This window comes from Methylobacterium fujisawaense (assembly GCF_039619325.1).
GTDB classification, from domain to species: domain Bacteria; phylum Pseudomonadota; class Alphaproteobacteria; order Rhizobiales; family Beijerinckiaceae; genus Methylobacterium; species Methylobacterium fujisawaense.
Map to the genome: position 1 here is coordinate 5,733,112 of NZ_CP155000.1, position 12,848 is coordinate 5,745,959.

Consider the following 12,848-nt stretch of genomic DNA (forward strand, 5'->3'; position numbering starts at 1 on the left):
CCGGGGCAGATGCCCCGCCGTCAGAGAGCACATCCTCGGGTTGTCGGTGGTCCAGGCGCCAAGCATGACAACCTCAAGCCGCAGGCGCGTCAACCCGCCAAGAGGGCAAAGCGAGCCGCATCGCCATCCGAAGTCCACACCTTAGGTGGCGGACAGTGCCGATGTTCCAGTTTTGTGCTATTCTGGCCGAGCGAATCGGAGATAGCGCATGAGCCAGGAAGACGATCAGCGGTTGCAGCACATCCTAAAGCAGAGCGAGATGCGCCGGCAGGCGGAAGCGCAGAAGGCTGATTTTGCCCGGCAACATGCCGAGGCCGAGGCAAAGCAGCGGGAAACCGCGAAGCCGCAGATCGAACATTTGATAGGCGCCTTTAAATCGACTGCTGCGATAGTCAGTGGAGAACTTGGCGCTGCCGCTGTGGCCATCGAGGTCGAGGCCGAACGCCTGAATGACGGCGGGGTCATGCTGCGGGTTCGGGCCAAGCCTCAGGATCGCGGCCTTCGCCCCGAACAGATCGAGATGGGGATTACCGACAAGGGCTACGTGAGCGGCGCTGGCTTCTTCACGGGCCGCAACGACCGTAATTCACTTGTCGATGAGTTCGACCCAGCGATGATCCGCAGCGGATACCTCCGTCTCGCCGAGCGCACACTCCACATCCGCCCCCTCAGGTAGCGGCAATCGAAGCGAGGCGGGGAGCGCACGAACTGTGATCGATCCCCGCCTTATCGCCTACGCCAACCTCTGCCACACCGTCATGACCGCTGGCCTCGTGCTGTGGCTCGATCTGGTGGGTGAGGCCATGGCAGGCACTCCCTGATGGCCGAGCCCTTCGTCTACAGGGTGACCCGCTCCAAGACTCGAGGCTTCATGGCCGAGGCGAAGCGAGCGACCGAGCCCTTCGAGGCGGCCAGCATCCTCTACGAGCCCATCCACCACACCGTGTGGTTCGCATTCGGTGAGACGGCAGAGGCTGCGCTGGCCGCTGTGAAGGCCGAGGTTCTGCACTGATGCCCTGTCGCTGCGCAGAGCGCCGCACAGCCATCGGCAGCGCCATCCGCTCCACCCTGCGGGGACAGCCCGGCGCCATCGCGCCAGCCACCCGCACGGTGATCCGCACCACGGTCGAGGACGTCGAGGCCATGGCCCGACGGATGACGGGGACTCCCTCGGGTCGACGCGGCCCTCGCCAGTAGAGCCACAACGAGAGAGCGGGTCCTCCCTGGCCCTCGCCGGCCTTGCGGGCTGTAGAGGCGCGGCCTTTCGCTCTGGGCAAGATCGAATTTCGAGGTTCGCGGTGGGTGTCAGCCGGCGGGAATGCGCCAAGATCATCGGCGTGTCCGAGGCCGCCATCCGCAAGGCCCTCAAGGTCGGGCGCATCAGCGCCGAGCCGGACGGCACCCTGAACCCCGAGACGGTCCGGAAGGCCTGGGAGAAGACCACCGACCCGGCGCGAACCGCGGTGCGCACCGGTGCGCAGGGTACGCAATCGGCCGTTCCGGCGGCCATAGAGGCTCAGGCCAGCACCGAGGCGCTTCTCGCCCGCACCCGCATCCGGGAGATCCTGGCGGCCGAGGGCGTGACGATCGCCGACGGCGAGGAGCTGACCTTCAACCACGCCCGGACGGCCGAGAAGATCGTCCAGACGTGGGAGAGGGATCGGGCGCACGCGGAGGCCGCAGGTCGAATGATCGACGCGGCTGTCGCGGAGCGGCGCTGGGCCGACGAGATGGTCAAGCTTCGAGCCCGGTTCCTGGCGGTCTCCGGCAAGATCGCGATGCGCCTCTCGCACCTCACCCCGCACGAGGTTCAGGAGATCGACCAGGTCGTGCGGGACGCCATGGACGAAGCCGCGGGCGACGATGTCGGCGCTGCTTGATCAGACCGTCTCCGATGCGCTGTCGAAGCTTCGGCCACCGCCTCGGCTGCCGCTGTCCCAGTGGATCGAGAGCGGGCGGAAGAAGGGGCTCTGCCTCCCGGACGGGTTGGTGGCCGAGCCCGGGCCGGTCCGCCTCTGGGCGTTCCAGCGCGAGATCGCGGACGCCATCGGCGATCCGACCATCCCGCGCGTCACCGTCAAGAAGTGCGTCCGCGTCGGCTACACGACGATCCTGGTGGGCGCGATCGCCGGCTACGTCGTGAACGAGCCGGCGCCGATCATGGTGCTGCTGCCGACCGACGACAGCTGTCGCTCCTTCGTGGTGTCGGATCTGGAGCCGATCTTCGAGGCCAGCCCGGTCGTCGCGGGCATCCTGTCCACAGACGCCGACGAGAGCGGCCGGAACACGATGCGCTACCGCCGATTCCCCGGCGGCTCGCTGAAAATCAATGCGGCCCGGTCGCCCCGCAACCTACGGGCGCACACGGTCCGGATCCTGCTCATCGACGAGGAAGACGCGATTGAGGTCACGGCCGAGGGCGATGCCCTGGTGCTGGCGATCAACCGGACGCTGTCCTTCCCGAACCGCAAGATCGTCCGCGGCTCGACGCCGAAGGACGAGGACACCTCGACGATCTGCCGAGAGTACGAGGCCAGCGACAAGCGCATCTATGAGATCCGCTGCGTCGAGTGCGGCGAGTTCGCCGAGCCGAAGTGGTCGCAGATCGAGTGGGAGAAGGAGAAGGACCCGCAGGGTCGGACGATCCGGCACCGGACCGAAACCGCGCGCTGGGGCTGTCCGCATTGCGGCGTGCTGATCCCGGAGCGGCGCAAGTCCGAGATGGTCGCGAACGGCCGCTGGCGCGCCACGCAGCCGGAGGTGAAGGGGCACGCCGGCTTCGCCCTATCGGCGCTGATCTCGCCTCACGTCAACGCCTCCTGGTCCGAGATGGCCGCGCAGTACGTGGCTGCGAGCGGACAGCCGGATCTGCTCCGGGCCTTCCACAACACCATGCTCGGCGAGGGCTGGTCCGACAGCGTCGACGAGACGACGGCGGACGCCCTGGCCGGTCGGGTCGAGGTGTTCGGCCTGAACGTCGAGACGCCCGAAGGCGATGAGCTGAAGATCCCGGTCGCGGTGCTGCTGCTGACCGCGGGCGTCGACGTTCAGCCGGACCGCCTGGAGATCGCGATCTACGGCTGGGCCAAGGACGGCACGGCCTACGCGCTCGGCCACTTCGTCATCTGGGGCAACACCCTGGAGGGCATGGTGTGGCGGGAGCTGGACGAGCTGCTGCTCCAGCGCTGGAAGCACCCCCTCGGTGGCGGGCTCGGGATTGAGGTGACCTGCGTCGACTCCGGCGATGGCGGCACGGTGGAGGCGGTCTACGCCTTCTGCTGGCCGCGGCTGGCTCGGAACGTTCTGGCGATCAAGGGCGTCTGGGGCCGGCGCCCGGTGATCGAGGCCTCGAAGGGCAAGGTGTCGGGGGGCTCGCTCCTCGGGCAGGGCCGGCTCTGGATCGTCGGCATCGACGAGGTGAAGCAGATCCTGTTCACCAAGCTAGCGCGGTACCCGGACCAGGTCCGGTTCTCGTCGAGCCTGCCGCTGTCGTGGTTCGACCAGCTGACTGCCGAGCGCCGCGTCGTGCGCCGGGTCGCCGGCCGGCCGGTGCGGAAGTTCGAGCGGATCAAGAACTCGGCGGCTGAGGCGCTCGACGCCACGGTCTACGCCTTCGCGGCCCGGTACTTCCTGCCGAACGTGGACTTCGAGACCCGCGTTCGGCGCCTCGCGGAGGTCGGCCCGGCGCGACTGCCACCTCCAACCCCATCCCGGCCCGTGCGCCGCTCCTCGTACATGGGACGCTGAGCATGGCCGAGATGACGCGGATCGAGAAGATCGCCGAGATCGAGCGCATCAACCGGTTGCTCGGTCGCGCCATCGCTGAGACGCGCGATGCGTCCGGCCGGTTCGTGAAGCGCGACCTTACCAGCCTCTACCGGCGTCGTGACGAGCTCCTGGCGGAGACCGGCGGCGGCGACAGCAGCGATCCCGGGGCGGCCGCGCAGGTCCGCCAGATCCGCATGATCAGCCGCAAGGGCCTCTGACCCATGGCCGGCAAGAAGAAGCAGCGAAAGATGGAGGCACGGGCCGCGCGCGCCCCGGCGACCGCCATGTTCGCCCCGGGCCTCGGCTACGAGGCCTCGCGCATGTCGCGCCGGCTCGCGGGCTGGACGGCCGAGCGCACGACCATCAACGCGCTCCAGGCGCGGGGCGGCGCGGTCCTGCGCGCCCGCGCCCGCCAGCTGGTGCGGGACAACCCCTACGCCTCGGCTGCGGCCGAGAACTTCGTGGCTGCGGCGGTCGGCGATGGCATCACGCCTTCCCCCACGCTGGCCGACAAGGCGCTGAAGACCGCGCTTAAGGACGCCTGGCTGCGCTGGACCGACGAGTGCGATGCCGACGGCCTGACCGACTTCTACGGTCTCCAGGCGCTCGCCGCGCGGTCGCTGTTCGTGGCCGGCGAGGTGTTCATCCGGTTCCGGCCGCGCCGTCCCGAGGACGGGCTGAGTGTCCCGCTCCAGCTGCAGCTCATCGAGAGCGAGCAGCTGCCGCTGTCCTACGGCGCCGTCACGGCCGAGAACGGGAACGAGATCCGCCACGGGATTGAGTTCAACGCCATCGGGCGGCGCGTCGCCTACCACTTCCTGAAGCGCCGGCCCGGCGAGGCCGAGGTCAGCGGCAACCTAGATGGACTGGAGCGCACCGTCGTCCCGGCGTCCGAGGTCTTGCACCTCTATCGCCCCCTGGAAGCCGGTCAGATCCGAGGCCAGTCGCAGCTCACGCCGGGCATGGTCCGGTTGTACCTGATCGACAGCTACGACGACGCTGAGCTCGACCGGAAGCGCACCGCCGCGATGTTCTCCGGCTTCGTGACGAAGTCGGCGCGCAACGATCCCCCGCCGATTTCGCTCGGGACGGACAACCCGATCGCCGACCAGTTTGGAGTAGGCACCTTCGGGTTCCTGGATGCCGGGCCCCGCCCGGTAAACGACATCGAGACCGCGCTCGCCGATCTCGAGCCCGGCACCATGCAGGTGCTGAACGACGGCGAGAGCGTGACGTTCTCGGAGCCGGCCGACGTCGGTGGCTCCTACGAGGCCTTCATGTACCGCAACCTGCTCGCCATCGCGGCGGCGTGCGGTGTCCCCTACAGCGCCCTGACGGAGGACCCCTCCAAGGGCAACTTCTCGTCCCAGCGCGGAATCGAGTTGCAGCACAAGCGCCGGGTCGGTCAGTTCCAGCACCAGTGCCTAGTGTTCCAGATGTGCCGCCCGGTCTGGGCGCGCTGGGTCGAGACGGCGGCGCTTGCCGGATCGGTCTCCGGTCTCGGGCCGACGCGGTTCGCCCGCGAGCGCGTGGCCCTGTCGACCGTGAAATGGCAGCCGCCGAAGTGGGACTGGGTCGATCCGCTGAAGGATCGCAAGGCCGACGAGCTCGACATGCTCATGGGCGTCACCTCGCGTGCTGACGTGATCGAGGCTCGCGGCGAGGATCCCGAGGAAGTCGACGCCCGGCGCGCCGAGGACAAGGACCGCGCGGAGAGGCTCGGCCTGCCGCCGATGGCCGGCACGGTCCAGGAACCAGCCGTCGCGCCGATCGGCGACGCCGCCGCGGCCTGACCCGACCCCGCACACCGTAGGAACCGCCGATGCCAGCGATGGTCACGGGGAACGAGATCGTGCTCTCGGGCACGGTCGGCGACCTCTATTGGGGCGAGAGCTTCACCTCCTCGGACGTCATCCTCGCGCTCGCGCAGGTGGGTCGCGGCCAGGACGTCGTCATCCGGATCAACTCGGGCGGCGGAATCGCCACCGAGGGCGCGGCCATCCACGCGGCGCTCGCGGCGCACACCGGCAAGAAAACCGTCATCGTCGAGGGCATCGCCGCGTCTGCGGCCTCGGTGATCGCCATGGCGGGCGACGAGATCGTCATGGCGCTCGGTGCCCTCATGATGATCCACGACCCCTCGGGCTTCACCTTCGGGACGGTTGCGGACCACGAGCTTCAAGTGAAGGCCCTCACCGCCCTCGCGACCGCGATGGCCGGGATTTACGCGGAGCGCTCCGGCAAGAGCGCAGACGAGGCCCGGGCCGATATGCGGGCCGAGCTGTGGATGTCGCCCGAGGAGGCGGTCGCAGCCGGCTACGCCGATCGGATCCAAACCCGCTCCGCCGAGCCCTCCGAGGACGGCGAAACCGAGATCATTGACGCGGACCGTGAGCCGACGGCCTTCGACTTCCGCCTCTACCAGCATCCGCCGGAGCGCCTCGTCGCCCTGGCTGATCGGCGTGCCTGGACGAACCGGGTTCCCGCCACCGCCGCGGCGCCACCGCCGCCTCTCCCACGGCACCAGGAGCAGTCCATGCCGAACGATCAGGCGGGCAACGGGCCCGCTCCCACCGCATCCACCAGCAACGTCGTCGATCTCGACACGGCCCGGGCCGAGGGACGCAGCGCGGCACTCGCCTACGTCCGCGAGGTCCGCGACCTGTGCGCGCTGGCCGGCCGGCCCGCCATGGCCGACGCCTTCATCGAGCGCGAGGCCGCGCCCGCCGACGTCCGCAAGGAGCTGCTCGACGCCCGCGCGTCGGCCGATGCCGCTCGCGATGTGACCACCGCGACGCTGCCCGGTGCCGGCGCGGCGCCCGTGGCCGGCGCCCGCCCCGACGACAGCAAGACCATGCTGTCCAGCATGGAACGTGAACTGGCCCGGGCCGGCCACGCGAAGAAGGGAGCCTGAGCCATGCCGACGATTCTCGCCGAGAACGCCTATCCCTCCGACTGGCTGAAGTACGAGGCGGACAACTACTACTCCCGCGACACGATTATCGTGGCCTCGGGTGCCGGCAAGGTGCTGTCCGGGACTCCGATCGCGAAGGTCGCCGCCTCGGGCAAGTACGTGCCGGCCGCTGCCACCGGTTCGGACGGGTCGCAGATCGCGGTCGGCGTTCTGTTCGAGGACGTGGACGCCACGAGCGCCGACGCCAAGGGCATCGGCATCATGCGGCACGCCGCCGTCAGCCACGCGGGCCTCGTCTACGGCCCCACCATCACCGATGCCACCAAGCGGGCCGCCCTCAACGGGCAGCTGGCTGCCGTCGGCGTCCTCGTGCGCGAAGGAGCCTAAACGGTGCCCCAGGTCCTCGACATCTTCAACAACGACGCGTTCAGCGCGAGCACGCTGACGCGCGCGATCACCATCGTCCCGAACAGCTACGGCCGCATCCGCGCGCTCGGGCTGTTCCGGGACGAGCCGATCCCGACCACGAGCGTGATCGTGGCGATCGAGAACGGCGTGCTCAACCTGCTGCCGACCCGCCCGCGCGGCGGCCCGGCCAGCCTCGGCACCCGCGGGCGTACCAACCTGCGCTCGTTCGTCGTGCCGCACATCCCGCACGAGGACAGCGTGCTCGCGACGGACGTGCAGAACGTCCTCGCCCTCGCGGCCGGCGCCGACCAGGGACTGGAGTCGGTCCAGGGCCTGGTGAACCGCAAGCTGATCACGATGCGCTCGAAGCACGCGATCACGCTCGAGAAGCTCCGGATGGACGCCCTCAAGGGTGTCATCAAGGACTACGACGGCTCGGTGCTGCTCGACATCTTCGGGGCGTTCGGCGTCACCGAGAAGGTCGTCGACTTCGCCCTCGGCACGGCCACGACCGACATCGTCGGCAAGTGCCGGGAGATCTCCGGCTACATGGAGGACAACCTCCAGGGCGAGACCATGACGAGCGTGCACGCGCTGTGCTCGCCGGAGTGGATGGCGAAGTTCGTCTCCCACCCGAAGTTCATCGAGAGCTACAAGTACTATGCTCGGTCCGGGCTCGACCCCCTGACCGCCGATACCCGCGCCGGCTTCCCGTTCCAGGGGATCACCTTCGAAGAGTACCGCGGCTCGGCGAGCTACATGCGCGAGGACGGCACCCGCAGCACGCCGGAGCGCTTCGTGCCGGCCGGCGAGGTGCGGTTCTTCCCGCTCGGCACCGGGGACACCTTCACCAACTACTGGGCCCCGCCGGACTTCTGGTCCTCCGCCAACGTCGCCCCGACCGTCGGCACGCCCGACGCCGAGGTGTTCGTGGCCCCGCTCGAGCCGAAGAAGTTCGGCAAGGGCATGGACATTCACACCGAGTCCAACCCGCTCCCGCTCGTGAAGCGCCCCGCGCTGCTCGTGCGCGGCATCACCTCGAACTGACGGAGGCCGTCATGCTGCTGCGTGAGAAGGGCAAGAAGGACGCCGAGCCGGTCGGCATGCACTGGGACGCGGCGCAGGCCGCGCTCCGGGCCGGCACGCACGAGGTGGTCGACACGGCCCCGTCGTCGGGCGAGCCCCGGCGCGTGGGTGAGGAGAGCCGCGGCGACGAGCCGGACCTCGAGGCCATGACCCGGGCCGACCTCGACAAGCTCGCGGCCGACCGCGGCGTCGACGTCTCGAAGGCCACCAACAAGGCCGACGTGATCGCGGCGCTGAAGGCTGCCTGACCCATGGCGTCGGCCTTCGACGAGATCTGGGCCGACGCCAGCGCCGACCTCGATGCCGAGTTCGGCGAGAGCCTGATGCTCTATCCCCGCGCGGCCGCGGTGGATCCGAGCGGCCGACCCGACCCGAACGCCCGGCCTGTCGCCAGCGTGGCGCGCCCGCCGGTGCCGTTCGTCGGGATCTTTTTCGACAAGGGCGCCATGCTGCACGCCCACGGCCGCAGCATGGCCGACAGTACCACGCGTCCCGTGGTCGCCGAGCGGCCGATGGTCGATGTGAGCCGCGGACAGTTTCAGGGCCGCGAGCCGGCGCAGGGCGACCTCGTCCAGCGCCTCGCTCCGGTCGTGATCTACGAGGTCACGCGCTTCGTGGTCGACGATCTCGATCGGGCCTGGGTTCATCTCGCCGAGCAGCGCATCGCCGGGGCGCAACCTCGGTGAGCCTCGCGCGCACCGCCCTTCGGCTCGGCGCGATCGAGGCGCTCAGGAGCCATGCCGCGATCGAGGCCATGTGCCCCGGGCGGGTCTACGACTCGCGTGTCGGCGACTTCGATCACCGCGAGCCGGTGCCGGTGATCATCGTCACCACCGAGGAGCTGCACGGGGAGCCCTGGAACGAGCAGAACGGCGGCGAGCCCTTCGACGACTCGTGCGACCTCGTCCTCGAGATCGCCATGACGCAGCTCGTCGAGGACGAAACCTCGACCTTCCTGCTCACGCCCGGGACCGACAGCGAGATGGAGGCCACGCTCGACCTCCTGGAGGAGAGCGCCTCCTGCATTCTGACCCTGGGCCGGCCGATGGCGATCTCGCCGAGTCCGACGCCCGCCGGCAAGCTGCTCCAGGAAGCCGTGATCCGTCGCGTGAGCCGCCGGACGAGCTCCCGCTTCTCCTCGGATCAGACCGGCGAGAAGCTCGCGATCCACCTTCTGACCTTCCGCGTGGAGCTGAAGGGCGAGCAGATCGACAGCTACGAGATCCCGCCCGGACCGTTCGGCGTCCTGCCGGACCCGCTGCGCACGATCGCCAACGCCATGGTCGTTGGCTCGTCCGGCTACCTGATCTGTCAGCTGATCGCCGAGCGGCTCGCCCTGGCCGTGATGCCCGCGCCGACCCCGCCGTCCCAGCCTGTCGTCGAGCCCGACCCCGAGCCCGGCACGCTGCCGACCAGCGTCTCCATCCCTCTCTCGCAGGTGCCCTGATGCGCAAGCACGTGAAGCCCGCCGACAAGGCCGCCTCCATCCCGGACCCGGTCCGCAAGACCGACCTGCCGCCCGAGGGCCGCGTGGTCGACTGGTCCGTGCACTGGGCCAAGCTTGAGGCCCGAGGCGATATCAAGGTGAAGGACGTCCCCGACGAGGGCGACGCCAAGGACGAGAAGCCGAAGGCCGCCGCGGACGCCGGCGCCGGCAAGAACCCCCAGGCCGATCCGCCGAAGGCCGCCGCGAGCGGCGCGCCGAGCGGCCGCGCCACCAACCCGTAATCCCCTCACGGGACCGCCCTGCGGCTCCCCTACACGCTGGAGAACCCGCCGATGCCCCAGGGCCCCGTCGCCTTCGAGAACACGCCGGCCGATGTGCTCGTGCCGGCCTTCATGGTCGAGTTCAACGCCGGCCCGCCGAACTACTCGGGCACCTCGCGCCAGGTCGTCATCGGCCGGGCGCTGGCCGCGTCCCCGGCGGCGCTGCGCGGCGCGCCGATCAACGTCGGCAGCCAGAACCCGAACGCGCTGTGCGGCCTCGGCTCCATGGGCGCCGAGCAGATCCTCTACGCGCGGCAGCAGAACCCGCTCGGCGAGATGCTGTTCGTGGACGCCACCTCGGCAGTGGGGGCCAACCCGACCGCGGCGGCCGGTGCGCTGACCTTCGCCGGCGCCGCGACCTCGGCCGGCACGATCACCCGCTACCTCGGCGGCGAGCGCTACGACGTGAACGTGGCGATCGGCGACACGGCCGACATCGTGGCCGCCGCGTTCGTGGCCCGGTTCGCCCAGGGCTACACCAAGTTCAACACCCGCATGCTGGCGCCGGTGACGGCGGCGGTGAAGACCGGCGGCTCGACCGCCTCCACCGACGTGACGCTGACCGCGCGCCACCCCGGGACCGAGACGAACGGCTGGCGCATCGAGGAAGGCCTCGACGGCGACGAGATCGAGGTGCCTGGCATCACCGTGACCATCGCCCCGATGGCGGGCGGCACCGGCGACGTCGACATGGCCGCGACGCTGGCCAAGCTCGGGTCGCAGAACGCCGACTGGATCTGCGGCCCCTACTCGAGCACCGCACAGCTGAACGTCGTGCGGGACTTCCTGTCGGATGCCGGCTCCGGCCGGTCCGCGCCGCTCGTCGGTCTGCTCGGGCACTACACCACCCACAGCCAGGGCAACCTGTCGACGCTGACCGCCTTCGGTCAGACCCGGAACGACCGCCACGTGACCATCGCCGGCGTCTACCAGTGGCCGCAGGCCTCTTGGTGCGTCTCGGCCTCGCTGGGCGGCGAGATCGCCTTCCTGAAGAACCTCGGCCGCTCGCTGGCGAACGCCATCGAGATCGCCCGGCCGATGCAGACCCGCGTCCTGCGCGGCCTGCGTCCGCCGAAGGATCCGAACGCCATCTTCGGCATGGCGGATCGCGACAGCCTCCTGCGCAACGGCATCTCGACCTTCACGGTCACCGCTGACGGGCAGATCGCCTGCGACCGCGTCGTGACGACCTACCGGGTCAACGCCTCGGGCCTCTCCGACCGCACGTGGCTGGACATCGAGGACATCGCGATCGCTGCCTACTCGGCCCGGTACTTCCGGACCAAGATCCAGGGCACCTACCCGCGGTCGGCGCTCATGGAGGACAACCCGGCCAACCTGCAGGGCGTCGTCACGCCGATCGACTTGGAGCAGACCTCGGTCCACGCCGCGACCGACTTGCACCGGGCCGGCATCATCCGGCAGCTCGACCTGTTCGTGGCGAACATCCGGATCTTCGCCGACTACGCCAACGACCGGGTGAACTACTACCTGCCGATCACGGCGGCGGCGCAGCTGCGCATCAACGCAGTCAACCAGACCAGCTACCTCGACCAGTCCGACCAGGGGATCTGAGGCTCCGGCCTCGCCCCACACCACCGCGGCCCGGCCGCTCCCTGACATCTCACCATCTTGAGGAAGGCCGGCCATGGACACCAAGGGCGGACGATACAGCGTGCGGGTCAACGGCCAGCGGTTTTCGGGCCGTGGCAAAGCCACGGTGAAGCCGGCGGCCGCAATTCCGAAGGCGGATCCGAACCGCGACGGCACCGCCTACCGGACCGTCGAGGCGAAGCTCCCGATGATCTCGCTCAGCTTCGACCGTGGCGACAAGGCCTCGGCCATCAAGTGGGACGAGACCATGCTCCTGCGTAATGTGGATGTGACCTTCGTCGAAGACGATGCCGGCTACACCCACTACTTCACCGCGGGGTCCTGGGTCGGCGAGCCCGACATTGACACGGACACCGGTGAGGTCACCGGCATGTCGGTGGCGTCGGACCAGTATCGGATGGCGTGATTGCTATGCGGAGGGACGAGCCTCGGCGAAAGCCCTGAACTCAGGCTCGTTTCTCCAAGTGTAGGGAGCGCCATCAATCCGAGATACGACCTTTCCGTCTTCGTGAAGCGTGAAGGCGTAGCCCTTATGAGTTTCTTGCTTCGTGACGCCGGCCTTCGAAAGATTTCCCGGACGAGGATCGCTAGGCGATCGGATCTGAGCAAGACCTTCGGTATTTGCCGCAATTTGTTCAAGAAGATCGATTATCTTTGCAAAGCCCAGTAGGGACGCACCGAACAGTAGTGCCCCGCTCCCGGCATAGAACGACAGCCATAAACCGGCTGTGTCTTTGGCGCTCGAAACACCAACGGCGATCGCAATTACACCTGTCAGCAGCGCTGCTAGGCCGAAGAACTTAAGCAAAACCTTCGCCATGGTTAACCCGTGGTATGTGTGGCCTCACGCGATCCGCGCGAGGAATGCCGACTGAGCGTGACCATCAAGATAGGCCCTGCCGGGCCAGGAGCCACGATGTCCAATAAGATCGTCACCCTCGACCGGCCGATTATGGGCCACAGGCCCTATCGGCAGCTCGAGTTCCGCGAGCCCAAGTTCCGCGACCTGATGGAACTCGGCGATCCCTACGTGTGGGTGCCGGCAGGCAACGAATACAGCCGCCGGGTAGACGATACCCAGATCATCGCGAAGTACGCCGAGCGCCTCCTCGTCGAGGATGGCAAGGCGGGCGATCCGCTGATCCTCGACCAGCTCGGCGTCACCGACACGCGGAAGGTCCGGGAGGCCATCGTCGATTTTTTCCAGCCCGCCGCGGCAGCCGCGGCATCGAACACCTCGCCCGAGAGCTCGTCTTTGACGCAGGATTCGGCGCCGACCGCGTAGACGAGA

General features: G+C 68.8%; 17 protein-coding genes. 16 read left to right on the forward strand and 1 reads right to left on the reverse strand.

Annotated features, from left to right (window positions below; all coding sequences use genetic code 11):
• Positions 1 to 208: 208 nt before the first annotated feature.
• The 15 genes from ABC766_RS27175 (at position 209) to ABC766_RS27245 (ending at position 11,963) form a co-directional block, all read left to right on the forward strand.
• Positions 209 to 676 carry a hypothetical protein gene (locus ABC766_RS27175; RefSeq protein ID WP_345819915.1) on the forward strand — a complete coding sequence of 156 codons (468 nt, stop codon included), beginning with the start codon at positions 209 to 211 and terminating at the stop codon, positions 674 to 676.
• A gap of 144 nt (positions 677 to 820) precedes the next feature.
• A complete protein-coding gene (locus ABC766_RS27180) occupies positions 821 to 1,012 on the forward strand; it encodes a hypothetical protein (RefSeq protein WP_345819916.1) in 192 nt (63 codons plus the stop codon).
• Positions 1,013 to 1,298: 286 nt separating this feature from the next.
• Complete coding sequence (locus tag ABC766_RS27185; RefSeq protein WP_345819917.1) at positions 1,299 to 1,880, forward strand: hypothetical protein; 582 nt, start codon at positions 1,299 to 1,301, stop codon at positions 1,878 to 1,880.
• Positions 1,864 to 3,747, forward strand: coding sequence for a phage terminase large subunit family protein (locus ABC766_RS27190; RefSeq protein WP_345819918.1), 1,884 nt, complete (start codon positions 1,864 to 1,866; stop codon positions 3,745 to 3,747). Before ABC766_RS27185 ends, ABC766_RS27190 begins: the two co-directional genes overlap by 17 nt.
• 2 nt (positions 3,748 to 3,749) lie before the next feature.
• On the forward strand, positions 3,750 to 3,986 hold the full coding sequence (locus tag ABC766_RS27195) for a hypothetical protein (RefSeq protein ID WP_345819919.1): 237 nt from the start codon (positions 3,750 to 3,752) through the stop codon (positions 3,984 to 3,986).
• A gap of 3 nt (positions 3,987 to 3,989) precedes the next feature.
• A complete protein-coding gene (locus tag ABC766_RS27200; protein ID WP_345819920.1) occupies positions 3,990 to 5,561 on the forward strand; it encodes a phage portal protein in 1,572 nt (523 codons plus the stop codon).
• Between the two features lie 29 nt (positions 5,562 to 5,590).
• Positions 5,591 to 6,682 carry a head maturation protease, ClpP-related gene (locus tag ABC766_RS27205; RefSeq protein WP_345819921.1) on the forward strand — a complete coding sequence of 364 codons (1,092 nt, stop codon included), beginning with the start codon at positions 5,591 to 5,593 and terminating at the stop codon, positions 6,680 to 6,682.
• A 3-nt stretch (positions 6,683 to 6,685) separates the two neighbouring features.
• On the forward strand, positions 6,686 to 7,069 hold the full coding sequence (locus ABC766_RS27210; protein ID WP_345819922.1) for a head decoration protein: 384 nt from the start codon (positions 6,686 to 6,688) through the stop codon (positions 7,067 to 7,069).
• Between the two features lie 3 nt (positions 7,070 to 7,072).
• A complete protein-coding gene (locus ABC766_RS27215; protein WP_345819923.1) occupies positions 7,073 to 8,137 on the forward strand; it encodes a major capsid protein in 1,065 nt (354 codons plus the stop codon).
• Between the two features lie 11 nt (positions 8,138 to 8,148).
• Complete coding sequence (locus ABC766_RS27220) at positions 8,149 to 8,424, forward strand: hypothetical protein (RefSeq protein ID WP_345819924.1); 276 nt, start codon at positions 8,149 to 8,151, stop codon at positions 8,422 to 8,424.
• 3 nt (positions 8,425 to 8,427) lie between these two features.
• Positions 8,428 to 8,862: a hypothetical protein gene (locus ABC766_RS27225; RefSeq protein ID WP_345819925.1), complete on the forward strand. Its 435-nt coding sequence runs from the start codon at positions 8,428 to 8,430 to the stop codon at positions 8,860 to 8,862.
• Positions 8,859 to 9,623, forward strand: coding sequence for a hypothetical protein (locus ABC766_RS27230; protein ID WP_345819926.1), 765 nt, complete (start codon positions 8,859 to 8,861; stop codon positions 9,621 to 9,623). The genes ABC766_RS27225 and ABC766_RS27230 overlap by 4 nt, the downstream gene beginning before the upstream one ends.
• Entirely contained in the window at positions 9,623 to 9,904 is a 282-nt protein-coding gene (locus tag ABC766_RS27235; RefSeq protein WP_345819927.1) for a DUF2635 domain-containing protein, read from the forward strand. Before ABC766_RS27230 ends, ABC766_RS27235 begins: the two co-directional genes overlap by 1 nt.
• A gap of 51 nt (positions 9,905 to 9,955) precedes the next feature.
• The gene (locus ABC766_RS27240) at positions 9,956 to 11,518 is read left to right on the forward strand and encodes a hypothetical protein (protein WP_345819928.1); all 1,563 of its coding nucleotides are present in this window, start codon (positions 9,956 to 9,958) and stop codon (positions 11,516 to 11,518) included.
• A 73-nt stretch (positions 11,519 to 11,591) separates the two neighbouring features.
• The gene (locus ABC766_RS27245; RefSeq protein WP_345819929.1) at positions 11,592 to 11,963 is read left to right on the forward strand and encodes a phage tail tube protein; all 372 of its coding nucleotides are present in this window, start codon (positions 11,592 to 11,594) and stop codon (positions 11,961 to 11,963) included.
• Between the two features lie 3 nt (positions 11,964 to 11,966).
• Here ABC766_RS27245 and ABC766_RS27250 read toward each other — a convergent pair whose 3' ends face one another.
• Positions 11,967 to 12,377: a hypothetical protein gene (locus ABC766_RS27250; RefSeq protein WP_345819930.1), complete on the reverse strand. Its 411-nt coding sequence runs from the start codon at positions 12,375 to 12,377 to the stop codon at positions 11,967 to 11,969.
• Between the two features lie 96 nt (positions 12,378 to 12,473).
• Here ABC766_RS27250 and ABC766_RS27255 point away from each other — a divergent pair, with 96 nt between their 5' ends.
• Positions 12,474 to 12,842 carry a hypothetical protein gene (locus tag ABC766_RS27255; protein WP_345819931.1) on the forward strand — a complete coding sequence of 123 codons (369 nt, stop codon included), beginning with the start codon at positions 12,474 to 12,476 and terminating at the stop codon, positions 12,840 to 12,842.
• Positions 12,843 to 12,848: the final 6 nt, after the last annotated feature.